Genomic DNA, 17126 nt, shown 5'->3' on the forward strand with positions numbered 1-17126 from the left:
TTATTGACCCAACTTCAGGCGAGCAGTCTCGCCACTGGTGAACGGAGCGATATCGACCGGCTGGCCGTTGTAGCTGACCTGCGCGGCGCGGGCAACGCCCAGACGTACGTTAAGCGGCGGCTTGCCGGAAACGGTGACGCTATCGCCTTTATGCTTCAGACCACTGAAAATCACTTTGCCACGGCCATCGGTCACTTGTGCCCAGCAATCGGCACTGAACTGCAGTTGTACCTGACCATCGCCAGCCACCGGAGCGGTTGCTTCTGCGGTCGCTGCCGGTGTAGCAGGAACGACCGGAGCGGTGACGGTCGGCGCTGGAGTGGTTGGCGCGGGGCTAGCCGGGGTAGCGACAACCGGCGCCGGTGTATGAACCGGGGCGGTCGGCGTTGCAGCCGGTGCTGCTGGAGCAGTTGCCGGAGCAGCGCCTTCTGCACCAGTCGATTCAGCCGTGGTTTCCGACTGAGGCAGCGCCAACGCCGTTGAAGTATCGGCCTGGTTTTCCTCGACAGCCTGGTCCTCCGGCTCGTCGATCGGGTGAATCTGAGTCGTGCCGTCAGCACCTTCGACTTCAACGTGCTCAGGGGCCAGGGACGTCAGGTCCTTGGTGCGCTGGGATGTCTGATCCTGCCACCAGACGAAACCGCCGCCGATGACCGCGATCAGCAACAGCAGGCTGACAATACGCAAAATGGTGTGGGAAACCCGCACCGGCTCTTCGATACGGCCGAGGGCGTGAACATTGCTGCCCTGGGAATCGGTACCGGTGGACTGGTCGAACTGCTGGACCAGAACGGTCTGGTCCATGCCGAGCAATTTGGCATAAGCGCGAATGTAACCGCGAGCGAAGGTATGCCCCGGCAGCTTGTCGAAAGCGCCGGCTTCAAGATTGCTCAGGGAAGTCACGGTGAGGTTGAGCTTGAGGGCCACTTCGGCCAGCGACCAGCCATTGCTTTCGCGGGCCTGGCGCAGGGTCTCACCGGGGTTAACGCGATTCGCTGCTACAACTTCGGGATGCGCCGCTTTCATCATTGCTCCGACAGGTATTGCTGATATTCCGGCGTACCGGGATAGAGTCGTTTTAATTGCAGGCCATAACTGGCGGCCTTGTCGCGATCTTCAAACACTTTTGCCAGCCGAACGCCGAGCAATAGACTACGTGCATTTTGTTCGGTCAACTGGCTGAAACGGTCGTAATAGTCTCGCGCGGGCACATAATGCCTGTCTTCGAAGGACAACTCAGCCATTTCCAGCAACGCGCGTGGTTGTTGACGGTTCAAACGCAGTGCTTTTTCCAGCTGTTGCTGCGCCAGATCACGCTCACCGAGCTTCGCCGCCGTCATGCCGAGGTTCTCGAACACACGCGAACGCTCAGGATACAGGGTATCGGCGGCCGCCTGTTCAAAACGCTCGTAGGCTTCTTTATAACGCTGTTGTTCGTAGAGAAAACTGCCGTAATTGTTGAGGATGCGCGCATCGGCGGGACGGGAGGACAAAGCCTTGCGGAAGTGTTCGTCGGCCAGCTCCGGCTCCATTTCGGACTGAAACACCAACCCGAGGGCAGCGTTGGCGTCAGGATCGGAACCGTCGATTTCCAGCGCCTTCTTCAGCGGCACCTTGGCCCGCTCGGTCATGCCTTGCTGCAAGTATCCCAGCCCCAACTGCACGTAGGCAGCCCGCGCTTCATCGCGGCCCTTGCTGGTCTTCATCGGGTTGTAGTCACCCGACAGGACACAACCAGCACACAGGCTGGCCAACAGCAACAGCAGCGCAAAGCGCAGGGACATAGAGATCCTCTCTTAATTTGTGTTCGCGGCGTTCTGTGCCAGATCGCTGTCGGCGCTCAACTCGCGCACTGCGATGTAACGTTCGCTGCGACGGGTGCGATCCAGCACCTGCCCTACCAATTGACCACATGCAGCGTCGATGTCTTCACCACGGGTGGTGCGGACAGTGACGTTGAAACCGGCCTGATGCAACTGATCCTGGAAACGACGGATCGCGTTGTTGCTTGGCCGCTCGTACCCGGAGTGCGGGAACGGGTTGAACGGAATCAGGTTGATCTTGCACGGAATGTTCTTCAGCAGCTCGATCATCTCGACGGCGTGTTCAACCTTGTCGTTGATGTCCTTGAGCAAGGTGTACTCGATGGTCAGCACACGTTTCTCGCCAAGGGCGGACATGTAGCGCTGGCACGACTCGAGCAGCATCTTAAGCGGATATTTTTTGTTGATCGGCACCAATTGGTTACGCAATGCGTCATTCGGTGCGTGCAGGGACAACGCCAGGGAAACGTCGATGTGCTTGGCCAGCTCATCGATCATCGGCACCACACCCGAGGTGGACAGGGTCACGCGGCGCTTGGAGATCCCGTAGCCGAGGTCATCCATCATCAGATGCATGGCGGCAACGACGTTGTCGAAGTTCAGCAGCGGCTCACCCATGCCCATCATCACCACGTTGGTGATGGCACGGTCGACGGTTGCCGGGACACTGCCGAAAGATTTGTTGGCAATCCACACCTGACCGATGACTTCGGCGGCGGTGAGGTTGCTATTGAAGCCTTGCTTGCCGGTGGAGCAGAAACTGCAATCCAGGGCACAGCCTGCCTGGGACGAAACGCACAGAGTGCCGCGTTTGCCCTGGGGAATGTATACGGTCTCGACGCAGCTGCCGGACGCCACGCGCACCACCCACTTACGGGTGCCGTCGCTGGAGATGTCCTCGCTGACCACTTCCGGACCACGGACCTCGGCAATAGCCTTGAGCTTGTCGCGCAAGGCCTTGCTGACGTTCGTCATGGCGTCGAAATCATCGACGCCAAAGTGGTGAATCCATTTCATTACCTGACCGGCACGGAAACGCTTCTCCCCGATTGAGTCGAAGAATTTTTCCATTTCCTGTTGAGTCAGACCCAGCAGGTTGGTTTTTACAGTCGATGTAGTCATGGATTCACCTTCACTCTTAAGCCAATGCTTAGCGAGTGGTTACTTCAGTAGCTGCGAAGAAGTACGAGATTTCACGAGCAGCTGCGGCTTCGGAGTCCGAACCGTGAACAGCGTTGGCGTCGATGGAATCAGCGAAGTCAGCGCGGATGGTGCCGGCAGCAGCTTCTTTAGGGTTGGTAGCGCCCATCAGCTCACGGTTCAGAGCGATAGCGTTTTCGCCTTCCAGAACCTGAACAACAACAGGACCGGAGATCATGAAAGCAACCAGGTCGCCGAAGAAACCACGAGCGCTGTGCTCAGCGTAGAAGCCTTCAGCTTCAGCTTTGGACAGTTGCTTCAGTTTCGAAGCTACAACGCGCAGGCCGGCTTTTTCGAAACGAGTGGTGATTTCGCCGATGACGTTTTTTGCAACAGCGTCAGGCTTGATGATGGAGAAAGTGCGTTGAACAGCCATGGTGTAACTCCAGAAACGGTAATTTGCGAAAAATTAAACCCGCGAATTATACGCGGGTTCTTGGGTATTGCCTAACCTGCGAGGACGATCAGTCCAATTCTTCAGCCCAGAGCGTCTGAACTGCTTCCAACACCTTCTCGCCAACACGGCCAGAGGTATTGTCGAAATCCGGCAGCTCTTTGATCCATTGCTGCAGATCGACGAAATTGACAGAAAACGGATCTACACCCGGTTTGGCCTCGGCCAATTCTTCTGCAATACGTTGAACATCATTCCAACCGTAGCTCATGACAGTCTTACCAGTCAGTGCGGCGCTTCGGCCGCATGGTTAAGCGAATATTTCGGAATTTCGACGGTAATGTCTTCTTCACCGACGATAGCCTGACAGGCCAGACGCGATTGCGCCTCCAGACCCCAGGCGCGATCGAGGAAGTCTTCTTCCAGCTCGTCAGCCTCCTCCATCGAGTCGAAACCCTCGCGGATGATGCAGTGGCACGTGGTGCAAGCACAGACGCCGCCGCAGGCGCTTTCCATCTCGATGTGGTGTTCGTGGGCCAGTTCGAGAATCGATGTGCCGGGCGCAGCCTCGACCACCATGCCTTCAGGGCAGAACTTCTCGTGTGGCAGAAAAATAACCTGCGGCATCAGATATCCTCGATTTCATTCAGATTGCGCCCCGACAGAGCGGCTTTCACCGTCAGATCCATGCGGCGAGCAGCAAAAGCATCGGTCACTTGCGACAGACGCTTGGTCTGCTGCTCGATGGCGTAACCATCCGTACCTTTCATCAGTTCGGCCAGTTCCTGCAGCTGCAGATCGATGACCATGCGCTCTTCGGCGTCGAGCAAACGCTCGCCATCCGCCTCCAGAGCGCCCTGCACGGCTTCGATCAGGCGCTGGGCATCGACTTGCTGCTCACGCAGAACGCGGGCGACTTTGTCGTCATTGGCATGCTGGAACGAATCCTTGAGCATTTTGGCGATTTCGCCGTCGGTCAGACCGTAGGACGGTTTGACCTGAATGCTTGCCTCAACGCCTGAACCCAACTCACGGGCGGAAACGCTGAGCAGACCGTCGGCATCGACCTGGAAGGTCACGCGAATCTTCGCAGCGCCGGCGACCATCGCTGGAATGCCGCGCAATTCGAAGCGCGCCAGCGAGCGGCAGTCACTGATCAGCTCACGCTCGCCCTGCAATACGTGGATCGCCATGGCCGACTGGCCATCTTTATAAGTCGTGAAATCTTGTGCGCGAGCGACGGGGATGGTGGTATTGCGCGGAATCACCTTCTCCATCAGGCCGCCCATGGTTTCCAGCCCCAGGGACAGTGGAATCACGTCGAGCAGCAGCAGTTCGCCACCATCGCGTTTGTTGCCAGCCAAGGTGTCGGCCTGGATCGCGGCACCGATGGCCACCACTTGATCCGGGTCGATTTCAGTCAGAGGCTGACGACCGAAGGCTTCGGCAACGGCTTCGCGAACGCGCGGCACGCGAGTCGAACCGCCGACCATGACCACGGCGTGCACGTCTTCCAGCTCAATACCGGAATCGCGAACGGCGCGACGGCAGGCTTTCAGGCTGCGAGCGACCATCGGTTCGATCAGCGCATCGAAGGCTTCACGGGTCAGCTGTGCTTTCCAGTCGCCATAGGCCACTTCAACGCTGGCCGCATCGGTCAGGGCTTCTTTGGCCGCGCAAGCGGTTTGCAGCAGATTGCGTTGTGCGCCCGGATCGAGATCGGCAGACAGGCCCGCGCTCTCGATGATCCAGCCGGCAATCGCGTGATCGAAGTCATCGCCACCCAGCGCGCTGTCGCCGCCAGTGGCCAGAACTTCAAAAACACCGCCTGTCAGACGCAGAATCGAAATATCGAAAGTACCGCCGCCCAGGTCATAAATCGCGACCAGGCCTTCAGCGTGTTGATCCAGACCGTACGCCACAGCGGCAGCGGTCGGCTCATTGAGCAGGCGCAACACGTTCAGACCGGCAAGTTTCGCCGCATCCTTGGTGGCTTGGCGCTGAGCATCATCGAAGTAAGCAGGAACGGTGATCACCGCGCCAACCAGTTCGCCACCCAACGTCGCTTCAGCACGCTGACGCAGCACCTTGAGGATATCGGCGGAGACTTCGACCGGGCTTTTCGGGCCTTGCACGGTATCGATGAACGGCATGTGCGATTCGCCACCGACAAAGCGGTATGGCAGTTGCTCGCCCAATTGCTTGACGTCGGACAGACCACGACCCATCAAGCGCTTGACCGACAGCACGGTGTTCAAAGGATCGGACGCAGCGGCCAGTTTGGCCGACTCGCCGACTTCGACGTGATCGGCGTGGTAACGCACAGCGGACGGCAGGATGACCTGCCCGTTTGCGTCAGCCAACGGCTCGGAAAGACCACTGCGCAACGCAGCGACCAGCGAATTGGTAGTGCCCAAGTCGATCCCCACAGCCAGACGACGCTGGTGCGGTTGAGGACTTTGGCCGGGTTCGGCGATCTGCAGTAGGGCCATCGTGATCAGGACTTATCTGTATATCAGGCGTGCGACCGGAGCGGCACTGGGTTAATCGTCGAGGCGCTCTTCTAACTGGCGCACTTCGTAGGTGAGCTTGTCGAGGAACTGCATGCGCCGCATCAGGCGTTCGGCCTGTTCGCGTTGCACTGCATCATCCCAACAGGCTGCGAAGCTTTCATTGAGTTCTTCCTGAGCCACTTTCAGGCGCCGCTTGAACACCGCGACACCGTCGAGGTCAGCACTGTCCTGGAGGTCTTCGAGCTCTTCGCGCCATTGCATCTGCTGCAGAAGAAACTCGGGATCATGGACCGTGACTTCCATCGGCACTTCATGCCCGCTGATGGTCAGCAGGTAGCGTGCGCGCTGGGCCGGACTCTTGAGCGTCTGATAGGCGTCGTTGAGCCGTGCAGACTGCTCCAGAGCCGACCGTTGCTCACGCTCGGAAGCATCGGCAAAGCGGTCAGGATGAACGCCGCGCGCCAACTCACGATAGCGCGTGGCCAACTGTTCGAGATCCAGACGGAAACCCGGTTGCAGCTCGAATAAAGCGAAATGACAAGGAATACCCACGACAAGCCTCAGATGTTGAAGCTTTCGCCGCAGCCACATTCACCGCGTACGTTGGGGTTGTTGAACTTGAAGCCTTCGTTCAACCCTTCCTTGACGAAATCGAGCTCGGTGCCGTCCAGGTAGGCCAGGCTTTTCGGGTCGATGATCACTTTTTCGCCGTGACTCTCGAACACCTGATCCTCTGCAACCACCTCGTCGACAAACTCCAGCACGTAGGCAAGGCCGGAACAGCCTGTGGTGCGAACACCCAGACGAATCCCTTCACCTTTGCCGCGCCCGTCGAGGGAGCGCCGCACGTGTCGAGCAGCCGCTTCTGTCATGCTGATAGCCATCGGTGACTCCTTACTCGTCGCCAAATCCAGAAAGTCAGATCAAGCCTTTCTTCTGCTTGTAATCGCGAACAGCCGCTTTGATAGCGTCTTCAGCCAGTACCGAGCAGTGAATTTTCACTGGCGGCAGGGCCAGTTCTTCGGCCAGCTGGGTGTTCTTGATGGTTTCGGCTTCGTCCAGGGTCTTGCCCTTCATCCACTCGGTGGCGAGGGAGCTGGAAGCGATGGCCGAACCGCAGCCGTAGGTCTTGAACTTGGCATCTTCGATGATGCCAGCGTCGTTGACCTTGATTTGCAGACGCATCACGTCGCCGCACGCCGGAGCGCCGACCATGCCGGTGCCGACATCAGGATCTTCCGCGTTCATCTTGCCGACGTTGCGCGGGTTTTCGTAGTGGTCGATGACCTTTTCGCTGTAAGCCATGATTCTCAATCCTCACTCATCAGGGCCGCTCTTGAGACCCTGCAACTGCGCTGCGTAAACCGCCGCGTCGCTACAGGATCTGTATCTGGCGGCTTCTATATTTAGTGTGCCGCCCACTCGATTTTCGAGATATCGACGCCGTCTTTGTACATGTCCCACAGCGGCGACAGAGCGCGCAGCTTGGTAACGGCCTCGCAGACTTTCTGCGCGGCGTAGTCGATTTCTTCTTCGGTGGTGAAACGGCCGAAGGTGAAGCGGATCGAGCTGTGTGCCAGTTCGTCGTTGCGGCCCAGGGCGCGCAGCACGTACGAAGGCTCCAGCGACGCCGAGGTGCAGGCCGAACCAGACGATACCGCCAGATCCTTGAGCGCCATGATCAGCGACTCGCCTTCAACGTAGTTGAAGCTCAGGTTCAGGTTGTGCGGAACGCGAGCGGTCAGGCTGCCGTTGACGTACAGCTCTTCCAGATGCTCGACCTGCTTGTAGAAGCGGTCGCTCAAGGCTTTGATACGGACGTTTTCAGCAGCCATGTCTTCTTTGGCTACGCGGAACGCTTCACCCATACCGACGATCTGGTGGGTCGCCAGGGTGCCGGAACGCATGCCGCGCTCGTGACCGCCGCCATGCATGGTCGCTTCAATGCGCACACGAGGCTTGCGGCTGACGTACAGCGCGCCGATGCCTTTAGGGCCGTAGGTTTTGTGGGCGGAGAACGACATCATGTCGACTTTCAGTTTCTGCAGGTCGATCTCGACTTTGCCAGTGGACTGAGCGGCGTCGACGTGGAACAGAACGCCCTTGGCGCGGAGCATTTCGCCGATCGCGGCGATGTCGTTAACGGTGCCGATTTCGTTATTCACGTGCATTACGGAGACCAAAATGGTGTCTTCGCGCAGTGCAGCTTCAATCATGGCCGGGGTGATCAGACCGTCTTCGGTCGGCTCGAGGTAAGTAACCTCGAAACCTTCACGCTCCAGTTGGCGCATGGTGTCCAGGACAGCCTTGTGCTCGATCTTGGAGGTGATCAGGTGCTTGCCCTTGGAGCCGTAGAAATGTGCCGCGCCCTTGATTGCCAGGTTGTCGGACTCGGTAGCACCGGAAGTCCAGACGATTTCGCGCGGATCAGCGTTGACCAGATCGGCCACCTGACGACGGGCGTTTTCAACGGACTCTTCAGCCTTCCAGCCGAACACATGGGAACGGGACGCCGGGTTACCGAAGTTTCCGTCGACCAGCAGGCATTCACTCATTTTTTGCGCAACACGCGGATCAACCGGGGTGGTCGCAGAGTAATCAAGGTAAATCGGCAATTTCATGGACTATCTCCTAAATCAGGGCTGGCGTGCCGCTAGCTCTCTGGCTGTCATTCGACGGCGGACGCTTCAATCTTGTCCAGGCGTGGCGCCTTGCTGTTGCAACGACGCTGGTCCTGACGCTGGGCTACTTCTTGCACCTCACGGCGAGTCACAAGATCAGCCAAGCTGATACCACTTAGAAATTCGTGAATCTGCAGGCTCAAATCGCACCACAGATGATGGGTCAGGCAGGTGTCGCCGGAATGGCAATCGCCCTGGCCCTGGCATTTGGTGGCATCGACCGATTCGTTTACTGCATCGATCACCTGGGCGACCTGGATGCCCTGCATTTCGCGGGACAACTGGTAGCCACCACCCGGGCCGCGAACACTGGAAACCAGGTTACTGCGGCGCAGCTTGGCGAACAGCTGTTCGAGGTAGGACAGGGAGATGCCTTGGCGCTCGGAGATATCGGCCAGGGACACGGGCCCGTGCTGCGCGTGCAACGCCAGGTCAAGCATGGCGGTCACGGCGTATCGGCCTTTTGTAGTCAGTCGCATGGACAGTTACCACGGAGTTCAGAATGGGGCGAGTATGCAATTCCCGAGTATTTAAGTCAACTTTAAGACCTAGTACTTTAGTCAGGATTACCCGCAAAAGAGCGCGCGCATCATAGCAAAGGCTGGCGGCTTGCAGCCAGCAGTACCGCGTTATCGTTCTTCGCGAGCAGGCTCGCTCCCACACTGGAACGCTATTCCCTGTGGGAGCGAGCCTGCTCGCGAAGGAATCGGCGCGGTTTAGCTGGCCTGACTCTGATCCTTACCCTTCACACAGGCAAAGTCTTCTTCACGCAGCTCAGGCAGATCTTTCGCACAGTAATTGCTACCCAGATCCTTCAGCGCGCCGCACATCCCCTCCAGCCGCCCGTCCACCGCTTGCAGGTGATCGAGCAACTGACCAATGGCACGCGCCACCGGGTCGGGCATGTCTTCGCTGACGCCGTAGGCATCGAAACCGATCTTCTCGGCCATGGCCTTGCGCTTGGCATCCTGCTCTTCATCGGACTTGACGATGATGCGCCCGGGAATACCGACAACCGTGGCGCCCGGCGGTACTTCTTTGGTCACCACGGCGTTGGAACCAACCTTGGCACCAGCGCCGACGGTGAACGGGCCGAGCACCTTGGCGCCCGCGCCCACGACCACACCATCACCCAGCGTCGGGTGGCGTTTGCCCTTATTCCAGCTAGTGCCGCCGAGGGTCACGCCCTGATAAATAGTCACGTCATCGCCAATCTCGGCGGTTTCACCAATGACGATACCCATGCCATGGTCGATAAAGAAACGACGACCGACCTTGGCCCCCGGGTGAATCTCGATCCCGGTCAGCCAGCGACCGAAGTTCGACACCAGCCGCGCCAGCCATTTCAGTTCGTTGCGCCACAGCATGCCGGCCAATCGATGGATCCAGATCGCATGCATGCCGGGGTAGCAGGTCAGGACTTCAAAAGCGTTACGCGCCGCCGGGTCTCGATGGAATACGCTCTGGATATCTTCACGCAAACGCTCAAACATCATTTAGTCCTTCCGCTTAAGAAGCTCACCACGGGCCGCTTTCTGGGTTTCCGTGAGGATGCCACGCAAAATGTTCATTTCCGCCCGACTGACCGAGCTGCGTCCGTACAACCGGCGCAGGCGCGCCATCAAGTGCCGCGGCTTTTCCGGATCGAGGAATTCGATGGCGACCAGCGTCTGCTCCAGATGCTCATAAAAGCGCTCCAGCTCATCCATGGTCGCCAGCTCGGCGCTTTTCACCGAAGCCACTTCTTCCTTCTCGATCTTGCTCGGCTGACCTTGGGCGGCCAGCCAGGCCATGCGCACCTCATAGCTCAACACCTGCACCGCCGCGCCGAGGTTCAGCGAGCTGAACGCAGGGTCGGACGGGATGTGCACGTGAAAGTGACATCGCTGCAGCTCTTCGTTGGTCAGACCGGAATCTTCACGACCGAATACCAGAGCGATTTCGGCGCCCTGGCCGGCTTCTTCAACCACTTTGGTGCCGCACTCGCGCGGATCCAGCAGTGGCCAGGGAATCCGGCGGTCACGGGCGCTGGTGCCAAGCACCAGATTGCAGCCGACCAAGGCATCTTCCAAGGTGGCGACGACTTGCGCATTTTCAAGGATGTCACCGGCACCGGAAGCACGAGCATCGGCTTCGTGGTGCGGGAAGACCCGCGGTTCGACCAGCACCAATCGCGACAGACCCATGTTTTTCATGGCGCGCGCGGCCCCGCCGATGTTGCCGGGGTGGCTGGTATTGACCAGGACGACACGAATGTTATGCAGCAAGGGAGGCGCTCTCGGACACAGGAAAGGGGGGCAAATCTTACAGAACAGCCTACCGTTAAGCTATGAAAGCGAACAGCGTCCTTCACCTGAAGAAAAGTTCTGATAGAATGCGCGGCTTTCTTTAACAACCTTAGGTGACACATCCATGCAGCCCATGCTGAATATCGCGCTGCGCGCCGCCCGCAGCGCCAGTGAACTGATCTTCCGCTCCATCGAGCGCCTGGATACCATCAAGGTCGACGAAAAAGACGCCAAGGATTATGTATCCGAGGTCGATCGCGCCGCTGAACAGAAAATCATCGACGCGCTGCGCAAGGCTTACCCGAACCACTCCATCCGCGGTGAAGAGACTGGCCTGCACGCCGGTACCGGCATCGAAGGCGAAGAGTACCTGTGGATCATCGATCCGCTGGACGGCACCACCAACTTCCTGCGCGGCATTCCTCACTTCGCTGTCAGCATCGCCTGCAAATACCGCGGTCGCCTGGAACACGCTGTTGTTCTGGATCCGGTTCGTCAGGAAGAATTCACCGCCAGCCGTGGTCGCGGCGCCCAACTGAACGGTCGTCGCCTGCGCGTCAGCGGTCGCACCAGCCTTGACGGCGCCCTGCTGGGTACCGGCTTCCCGTTCCGTGATGACCAGATGGACAACCTCGACAACTACCTGGGCATGTTCCGCGCCCTGGTTGGCCAGACTGCCGGCATCCGCCGCGCCGGGTCGGCAAGCCTGGATCTGGCTTATGTCGCTGCCGGTCGCTTCGACGCGTTCTGGGAGTCGGGCCTGTCCGAGTGGGACATGGCTGCAGGCGCCCTGCTGATTCAAGAAGCCGGCGGCCTGGTGAGCGACTTCACCGGCGGTCACGACTTCCTTGAAAAAGGCCACATCGTTGCCGGCAACACCAAATGCTTCAAGGCAGTACTGACGGCGATCCAGCCGCACCTGCCGGCTTCGCTGAAGCGCTAAGCTTCACGCGAAACGGAAAAAGCACCCTTCGGGGTGCTTTTTTTATGCCTGGAATTCGATCTTCAGATCGCCAAAATCTTCATGTGGGAGCGAGCCTGCTCGCGAATGCATTCTGACAATCAACATTGATGTCGGCTGGCACACCGCATTCGCGAGCAGGCTCGCTCCCACAGGAGGGTACGGTGTGCCAGAAATGGCGGGCACAAAAAAGCACCCCGCAGGGTGCTTCTTGTTAAAACAGTCGGTCCTTACTGAGCCGGCTCATTCTGCGACAGAATCAACTTGCCTTCCTTGTCGACCGGAATCTGGTTGCCCGGATCGCGATCCATCCGCACTTTACCTTCCTTGCCATCGAGCGAGTAACGCACGTCGTAACCGACGACCTTGTCGCTGATGTCGTTGACCGTGTTGCAGCGGGTTTGCGTGGTGGTGTAGGTGTCACGCTCTTGCATGCCTTCCTGCACCTTGTTACCCGCATAACCGCCACCGACCGCACCGGCCACCGTGGCAATTTTCTTGCCGGTGCCGCCGCCAATCTGATTACCCAGCAAACCACCTGCCAGCGCACCCACAACGGTACCGGCAATCTGGTGCTGATCTTTTACCGGTGCCTGACGCGTCACTGTCACGTCCTTGCACACTTCACGTGGAGTCTTGATCTGTGTTTTAACCGGCTCGACGGCCAACACTTGCGCATACTCAGGGCCGCTTTTAACCAGGCTGTAGGTGGCAACAGCACCCCCGGCAGTTACACCGACAGCACCCAATACCGCACCAACCAGCAACGACTTGTTCACATGAACCTCCTGACCATCACATGCGGGACACGCCCGCGCTTCTCCCAGCCTTGGAGCATAAAAAAAGGCGCGAGTTCAACTCGCGCCTTTCTTGGGCTGACAGCCGGGAAAACGATGACCGTTATGGACGATCGTCGACTTCCTTCTCGGTGTTCGCCGGAGGAATCAGATCCTCAGTGCTCAGGTTCAGCCAGATCAGCACCACGTTAGCGATGTAGATCGACGAGTAAGTACCCGCCAGAACACCGATGAATAGGGCAATCGAGAAACCGAACAGATTGTCGCCACCGAAGAACAGCAGTGCCGCGATCGCCAGCAAGGTGGAGATCGACGTCGCCATGGTCCGCAGCAGGGTCTGAGTGGTCGAGATATTGATGTTCTCGATCAGCGAAGCCTTGCGCAGCACGCGAAAGTTCTCACGAACCCGGTCGAATACCACGATGGTGTCGTTCAGCGAGTAACCGATGATCGCCAGTACCGCCGCCAGCACCGTCAGGTCGAAGGTGATCTGGAAGAACGACAGGATACCGATGGTCACGATCACGTCGTGGATCAGCGAAACGATGGCGCCGACCGCGAATTTCCACTGAAAGCGGAAAGCCAGGTAGATCAGGATGCCGCCGAGCGCCAGCAGCATGCCGAGGCCGCCCTGGTCACGCAGCTCTTCACCGACCTGCGGGCCAACGAACTCGACGCGCTTGACCGTCGCCGGGTTGTCACCGCCGAGCTTCTGCAGCGCTTCCGCGACCTGATGCCCCAACTGCGGATCTTCACCCGGCATACGCACCAGCAGATCGGTGGTTGCACCAAAGCTCTGCACGATGGCCTCGTGGTAACCCGAAGTCACCAGCTCTTCACGCACCTTGGTGACATCGGCCGGACGCTCGTAGGTCAGCTCGATGAGCGTACCGCCGGTGAAGTCCAGGCCCCAGTTCATGCCCTTGGTAGCGACACTGAAAATAGCCAGCAACGTGAGAAACACTGTGACGCCGAACGCGAAGTTGCGAACGCCCATGAAGTTGATTGTACGTAACATGGCAGCCCCTTAAATCCACAACTTCTTGAAGTCACGTCCGCCAAAGATCAGGTTGACCATTGCGCGGGTCACCATGATGGCCGTGAACATCGAGGTAAAGATCCCGAGGGACATGGTCACTGCGAAACCTTTGACCGGGCCGGTGCCCATGGCAAAGAGAATCCCGCCGACCAGCAACGTGGTCAGGTTGGCGTCGAGAATCGCGGTGAATGCCCGGCCGAAGCCTTCGTTGATTGCACGCTGCACGGTCATGCCGGCGGCGATCTCTTCACGGATCCGCGAGAAGATCAGCACGTTGGCGTCGACCGCCATACCCATGGTCAGCACGATACCGGCGATACCCGGCAGGGTCAGCGTTGCACCCAGCAGCGACATCAAGGCCAGCAGCAGCACCATGTTCACCGCCAGTGCGACGGTGGCGATGATGCCGAAGAAGCGGTAGATGGCGATGATGAACAGCGACACGAACAGCATGCCCCACAGCGACGCATCGATACCTTTGGTGATGTTGTCCGCACCCAGGCTCGGGCCGATGGTGCGCTCTTCAGCGAAGTACATCGGTGCAGCCAGACCACCGGCACGCAGCAACAGCGCCAGTTCGGACGATTCGCCCTGACCGTTCAGACCAGTGATACGGAACTGAGCGCCCAGCGGCGACTGAATGGTCGCCAGGCTGATGATCTTCTTCTCTTCTTTAAACGTCTGAACGGCAACGTCTTTCTCGACGCCATTCACCACTTGCTTGGTGTAAGTGGTGACCGGACGCTGTTCGATGAAGATCACCGCCATGCTGCGACCAACGTTCGAACGGGTGGCGCGGCTCATCAGCTCACCGCCGTGACCATCCAGACGGATGTTCACTTCAGGTGTGCCGTGCTCGCCGAAACCGGCCTTGGCATCGGTAACCTGGTCACCGGTGATGATCAGACCACGTTCGATCTGTGCTGGCGGACGCTTGCCTTCGCGGAACTCGAAGGTTTCCGAAGTGGCTTTCGAAGCACCCGGCTCTGCAGCCAGACGGAACTCAAGGTTGGCCGTCTTGCCGAGAATACGCTTGGCTTCGGCAGTGTCCTGCACGCCCGGCAGCTCAACCACGATGCGGTTGGCGCCCTGGCGCTGAACGATTGGTTCGGCAACACCCAGCTCGTTGACGCGGTTACGTACCGTGGTCAAGTTCTGCTTGATGGAGTATTCACGGATTTCCGCCAGCTTGGCCGGGGTCATCGCCAGACGCAGCACCGGTTGACCGTTGAGGTCGGCCGGAACAATGTCGAAATCGTTGAAGTTCTTGCGGATCAGTGCACGGGCCTGTTCGCGGGAGTCTTCATCGCTGAAGCCCAACTGAATGGCACCGCCCAGTTGCGGCAGGCTGCGATAGCGCAGCTTCTCTTTGCGCAGCAGGCTCTTGACGTCGCCTTCGTAAACTTTCAGGCGTGCATCGAGGGCTTTATCCATGTCCACTTCCAGCAGGAAGTGCACACCACCGGACAAGTCCAGACCCAGTTTCATCGGGTGCGCGCCCAGGTTGCGCAGCCATTGCGGGGTGGTCTGTGCCAGGTTCAGCGCGACGACGTAGTCATCACCCAATGCCTTGCGCACAACGTCTTTGGCCGGCAGCTGATCTTCAGCCTTGCTCAGACGGATCAGACCGCCCTTGCCGTTTGCCGCCAGCGTGGCTGCCTTGACGTTGATCCCGGATTCCTTGAGCGCAGTGCTCACACGGTCCAGATCAGCCTGATTGACTTGCAGCGCAGTGCTTGCACCGCTGACCTGAATGGCCGGGTCATCAGGATAAAGATTGGGAGCGGAATAAATCAGACCGACCGCCAGCACCGCCAGGATCAGAATGTATTTCCACAGAGGATATTTGTTCAGCATCACGCCGCCCGTTATGAACGCGGGGCGCCTTGCGCGCCCCGTCGATTGAGTAGAAGTTGTTGCTTCAGATCGCTTTCAGCGTGCCTTTTGGCAGCGTGGCGGCGATGGCGCCTTTCTGGAACTTCATTTCCACGGTGTCGGAAACTTCCAGAACCACGAAGTCATCGGCAACTTTAGTGATCTTGCCGGCGATGCCGCCAGTGGTCACAACTTCGTCACCTTTCTGCAGGCTGCTCAGCAGGTTCTTCTGCTCTTTGGCGCGCTTGGCCTGTGGACGCCAGATCATCAGGTAGAAGATGACCAGGAAGCCGACCAGGAAAATCCACTCGAAACCGCCGCCCATTGGGCCGGCAGCAGCCGGTGCAGCCGCGTCAGCCATGGCGTTAGAGATAAAAAAGCTCATTTAGCACTCCAGTTGCAAATGTTGAATCTTGGGGTCAGAAAACTCAGTCCAAAGGCGGAACGGGGAGCCCGCGTTTGGCGTAGAAGGCATCGACAAAGGCGGCCAATGTACCCTGTTGAATAGCCTCGCGCAAACCAGCCATCAGCACCTGATAATGGCGCAAGTTATGGATGGTATTGAGCATGCTTCCCAGCATTTCGCCGCACTTGTCCAGGTGATGCAGATAAGCGCGGGAGAAGTTCTGGCAGGTATAGCAATCGCAGGTCGGATCCAGCGGCGATTCATCATGGCGATGGAACGCGTTACGGATCTTCAGCACGCCGGTATCAATGAACAGATGCCCATTGCGGGCATTACGGGTTGGCATCACGCAATCGAACATGTCCACACCGCGGCGCACACCCTCAACCAGATCTTCCGGTTTGCCAACGCCCATAAGGTAACGAGGTTTGTCAGCCGGCATCATGCCCGGCAGATAATCCAGGACTTTGATCATCTCGTGCTTCGGCTCGCCCACCGACAGACCGCCGATGGCCAGACCATCGAAGCCGATCTTGTCGAGGCCTTCCAGCGAGCGCATGCGCAGATCCTGGTGCATGCCGCCCTGCACGATGCCGAACAGCGCCGCGGTGTTTTCACCGTGGGCATTTTTCGAACGCTGAGCCCAGCGCAGCGACAGTTCCATCGACACGCGCGCGACGTCTTCGTCAGCCGGGTACGGCGTGCATTCGTCGAAGATCATCACGATGTCGGAGCCGAGATCACGCTGCACCTGCATCGATTCTTCCGGGCCCATGAACACTTTGGCGCCGTCGACCGGAGAGGCGAAGGTCACGCCCTCCTCCTTGATCTTGCGCATCGCGCCGAGGCTGAACACCTGGAAGCCACCGGAGTCGGTGAGGATCGGGCCTTTCCACTGCATGAAATCGTGCAGGTCGCCGTGTTCCTTGATCACTTGGGTGCCAGGGCGCAGCCACAGGTGGAAGGTGTTGCCGAGAATGATTTCTGCGCCAGTGGCAACGATGTCACGCGGCAACATGCCCTTGACCGTGCCGTAAGTGCCCACCGGCATGAACGCCGGGGTCTCGACGGTGCCACGCGGGAAGGTCAGGCGACCACGCCGGGCCTTGCCATCGGTGGCCAGAAGTTCAAAGGACATGCGACATTCGC

At 58.8% G+C, this 17126-nt stretch carries 20 protein-coding genes; 1 reads left to right on the top strand and 19 read right to left on the bottom strand.

The annotated features are described in order from the left end of the window. From AB4N74_RS18195 to trmJ, 14 genes are all read right to left on the bottom strand, one after another. Complete coding sequence (locus tag AB4N74_RS18195; RefSeq protein ID WP_093430649.1) at positions 1-1026, bottom strand: RodZ domain-containing protein; 1026 nt, start codon at positions 1024-1026, stop codon at positions 1-3. Further along, positions 1026-1784: a type IV pilus biogenesis/stability protein PilW gene (gene pilW, locus AB4N74_RS18200; RefSeq protein WP_460096839.1), complete on the bottom strand. Its 759-nt coding sequence runs from the start codon at positions 1782-1784 to the stop codon at positions 1026-1028. Before pilW ends, AB4N74_RS18195 begins: the two co-directional genes overlap by 1 nt. 12 nt (positions 1785-1796) lie before the next feature. Next, positions 1797-2945, bottom strand: coding sequence for a dual-specificity RNA methyltransferase RlmN (gene rlmN / locus AB4N74_RS18205; protein ID WP_016984373.1), 1149 nt, complete (start codon positions 2943-2945; stop codon positions 1797-1799). Positions 2946-2973: 28 nt separating this feature from the next. Beyond that, a complete protein-coding gene (gene ndk, locus AB4N74_RS18210) occupies positions 2974-3399 on the bottom strand; it encodes a nucleoside-diphosphate kinase (protein WP_007916882.1) in 426 nt (141 codons plus the stop codon). Positions 3400-3487: 88 nt separating this feature from the next. Beyond that, on the bottom strand, positions 3488-3688 hold the full coding sequence (iscX, locus tag AB4N74_RS18215) for a Fe-S cluster assembly protein IscX (protein ID WP_008084655.1): 201 nt from the start codon (positions 3686-3688) through the stop codon (positions 3488-3490). 14 nt (positions 3689-3702) lie between these two features. Then, entirely contained in the window at positions 3703-4044 is a 342-nt protein-coding gene (fdx, locus tag AB4N74_RS18220) for an ISC system 2Fe-2S type ferredoxin (protein WP_007916885.1), read from the bottom strand. After that, positions 4044-5909 carry a Fe-S protein assembly chaperone HscA gene (gene hscA, locus AB4N74_RS18225; protein ID WP_093430652.1) on the bottom strand — a complete coding sequence of 622 codons (1866 nt, stop codon included), beginning with the start codon at positions 5907-5909 and terminating at the stop codon, positions 4044-4046. The genes fdx and hscA overlap by 1 nt, the downstream gene beginning before the upstream one ends. Before the next feature lie 51 nt (positions 5910-5960). Continuing rightward, positions 5961-6482, bottom strand: a complete 522-nt coding sequence (hscB, locus tag AB4N74_RS18230; protein ID WP_460096842.1) for a co-chaperone HscB — start codon at positions 6480-6482, stop codon at positions 5961-5963. Positions 6483-6490: 8 nt separating this feature from the next. Continuing rightward, on the bottom strand, positions 6491-6814 hold the full coding sequence (gene iscA / locus AB4N74_RS18235; protein ID WP_003227904.1) for an iron-sulfur cluster assembly protein IscA: 324 nt from the start codon (positions 6812-6814) through the stop codon (positions 6491-6493). 34 nt (positions 6815-6848) lie between these two features. Then, positions 6849-7235, bottom strand: coding sequence for a Fe-S cluster assembly scaffold IscU (gene iscU / locus AB4N74_RS18240; protein ID WP_007916892.1), 387 nt, complete (start codon positions 7233-7235; stop codon positions 6849-6851). 101 nt (positions 7236-7336) lie between these two features. Next, positions 7337-8551, bottom strand: a complete 1215-nt coding sequence (locus tag AB4N74_RS18245; protein ID WP_007916899.1) for an IscS subfamily cysteine desulfurase — start codon at positions 8549-8551, stop codon at positions 7337-7339. 47 nt (positions 8552-8598) lie between these two features. Beyond that, positions 8599-9090: a Fe-S cluster assembly transcriptional regulator IscR gene (iscR, locus tag AB4N74_RS18250; protein WP_038362955.1), complete on the bottom strand. Its 492-nt coding sequence runs from the start codon at positions 9088-9090 to the stop codon at positions 8599-8601. A gap of 237 nt (positions 9091-9327) precedes the next feature. After that, the gene (gene cysE, locus AB4N74_RS18255; protein ID WP_025109222.1) at positions 9328-10104 is read right to left on the bottom strand and encodes a serine O-acetyltransferase; all 777 of its coding nucleotides are present in this window, start codon (positions 10102-10104) and stop codon (positions 9328-9330) included. A gap of 3 nt (positions 10105-10107) precedes the next feature. Continuing rightward, positions 10108-10878, bottom strand: a complete 771-nt coding sequence (gene trmJ / locus AB4N74_RS18260) for a tRNA (cytosine(32)/uridine(32)-2'-O)-methyltransferase TrmJ (RefSeq protein WP_460096845.1) — start codon at positions 10876-10878, stop codon at positions 10108-10110. 145 nt (positions 10879-11023) lie between these two features. Between trmJ and suhB the strand changes: the two genes are divergently transcribed. Further along, a complete protein-coding gene (gene suhB / locus AB4N74_RS18265; RefSeq protein WP_016984379.1) occupies positions 11024-11842 on the top strand; it encodes a type III secretion system regulator SuhB in 819 nt (272 codons plus the stop codon). Between the two features lie 248 nt (positions 11843-12090). Here suhB and AB4N74_RS18270 read toward each other — a convergent pair whose 3' ends face one another. The 5 genes from AB4N74_RS18270 to tgt form a co-directional block, all read right to left on the bottom strand. Further along, on the bottom strand, positions 12091-12639 hold the full coding sequence (locus tag AB4N74_RS18270) for a glycine zipper 2TM domain-containing protein (protein ID WP_007916907.1): 549 nt from the start codon (positions 12637-12639) through the stop codon (positions 12091-12093). Between the two features lie 121 nt (positions 12640-12760). Further along, entirely contained in the window at positions 12761-13675 is a 915-nt protein-coding gene (gene secF, locus AB4N74_RS18275; protein ID WP_186624502.1) for a protein translocase subunit SecF, read from the bottom strand. 9 nt (positions 13676-13684) lie between these two features. Then, positions 13685-15553: a protein translocase subunit SecD gene (gene secD / locus AB4N74_RS18280; RefSeq protein WP_093430656.1), complete on the bottom strand. Its 1869-nt coding sequence runs from the start codon at positions 15551-15553 to the stop codon at positions 13685-13687. A 64-nt stretch (positions 15554-15617) separates the two neighbouring features. Further along, positions 15618-15956, bottom strand: a complete 339-nt coding sequence (gene yajC, locus AB4N74_RS18285) for a preprotein translocase subunit YajC (RefSeq protein WP_007916913.1) — start codon at positions 15954-15956, stop codon at positions 15618-15620. A 43-nt stretch (positions 15957-15999) separates the two neighbouring features. Then, positions 16000-17115, bottom strand: a complete 1116-nt coding sequence (tgt, locus tag AB4N74_RS18290) for a tRNA guanosine(34) transglycosylase Tgt (protein ID WP_163004798.1) — start codon at positions 17113-17115, stop codon at positions 16000-16002. Between the last annotated feature and the right edge of the window lie 11 nt (positions 17116-17126).

The organism is Pseudomonas sp. H3_C08 (assembly GCF_054669455.1).

What these genes read in the sequence shown, in the direction of transcription:
- ndk (WP_007916882.1), bottom strand. Translation starts at nt 3,399, where the DNA reads ATGGCTGTTCAACGCACTTTCTCCATCATCAAGCCTGACGCTGTTGCA.
- rlmN (WP_016984373.1), bottom strand. Translation starts at nt 2,945, where the DNA reads ATGACTACATCGACTGTAAAAACCAACCTGCTGGGTCTGACTCAACAG.
- yajC (WP_007916913.1), bottom strand. Translation starts at nt 15,956, where the DNA reads ATGAGCTTTTTTATCTCTAACGCCATGGCTGACGCGGCTGCACCGGCT.
- suhB (WP_016984379.1), top strand. Translation starts at nt 11,024, where the DNA reads ATGCAGCCCATGCTGAATATCGCGCTGCGCGCCGCCCGCAGCGCCAGT.
- iscX (WP_008084655.1), bottom strand. Translation starts at nt 3,688, where the DNA reads ATGAGCTACGGTTGGAATGATGTTCAACGTATTGCAGAAGAATTGGCC.
- tgt (WP_163004798.1), bottom strand. Translation starts at nt 17,115, where the DNA reads ATGTCCTTTGAACTTCTGGCCACCGATGGCAAGGCCCGGCGTGGTCGC.
- fdx (WP_007916885.1), bottom strand. Translation starts at nt 4,044, where the DNA reads ATGCCGCAGGTTATTTTTCTGCCACACGAGAAGTTCTGCCCTGAAGGC.
- AB4N74_RS18195 (WP_093430649.1), bottom strand. Translation starts at nt 1,026, where the DNA reads ATGAAAGCGGCGCATCCCGAAGTTGTAGCAGCGAATCGCGTTAACCCC.
- secF (WP_186624502.1), bottom strand. Translation starts at nt 13,675, where the DNA reads ATGTTACGTACAATCAACTTCATGGGCGTTCGCAACTTCGCGTTCGGC.
- iscA (WP_003227904.1), bottom strand. Translation starts at nt 6,814, where the DNA reads ATGGCTATCAGCATGACAGAAGCGGCTGCTCGACACGTGCGGCGCTCC.
- iscR (WP_038362955.1), bottom strand. Translation starts at nt 9,090, where the DNA reads ATGCGACTGACTACAAAAGGCCGATACGCCGTGACCGCCATGCTTGAC.
- pilW (WP_460096839.1), bottom strand. Translation starts at nt 1,784, where the DNA reads ATGTCCCTGCGCTTTGCGCTGCTGTTGCTGTTGGCCAGCCTGTGTGCT.
- secD (WP_093430656.1), bottom strand. Translation starts at nt 15,553, where the DNA reads ATGCTGAACAAATATCCTCTGTGGAAATACATTCTGATCCTGGCGGTG.
- AB4N74_RS18245 (WP_007916899.1), bottom strand. Translation starts at nt 8,551, where the DNA reads ATGAAATTGCCGATTTACCTTGATTACTCTGCGACCACCCCGGTTGAT.
- cysE (WP_025109222.1), bottom strand. Translation starts at nt 10,104, where the DNA reads ATGTTTGAGCGTTTGCGTGAAGATATCCAGAGCGTATTCCATCGAGAC.
- hscA (WP_093430652.1), bottom strand. Translation starts at nt 5,909, where the DNA reads ATGGCCCTACTGCAGATCGCCGAACCCGGCCAAAGTCCTCAACCGCAC.
- iscU (WP_007916892.1), bottom strand. Translation starts at nt 7,235, where the DNA reads ATGGCTTACAGCGAAAAGGTCATCGACCACTACGAAAACCCGCGCAAC.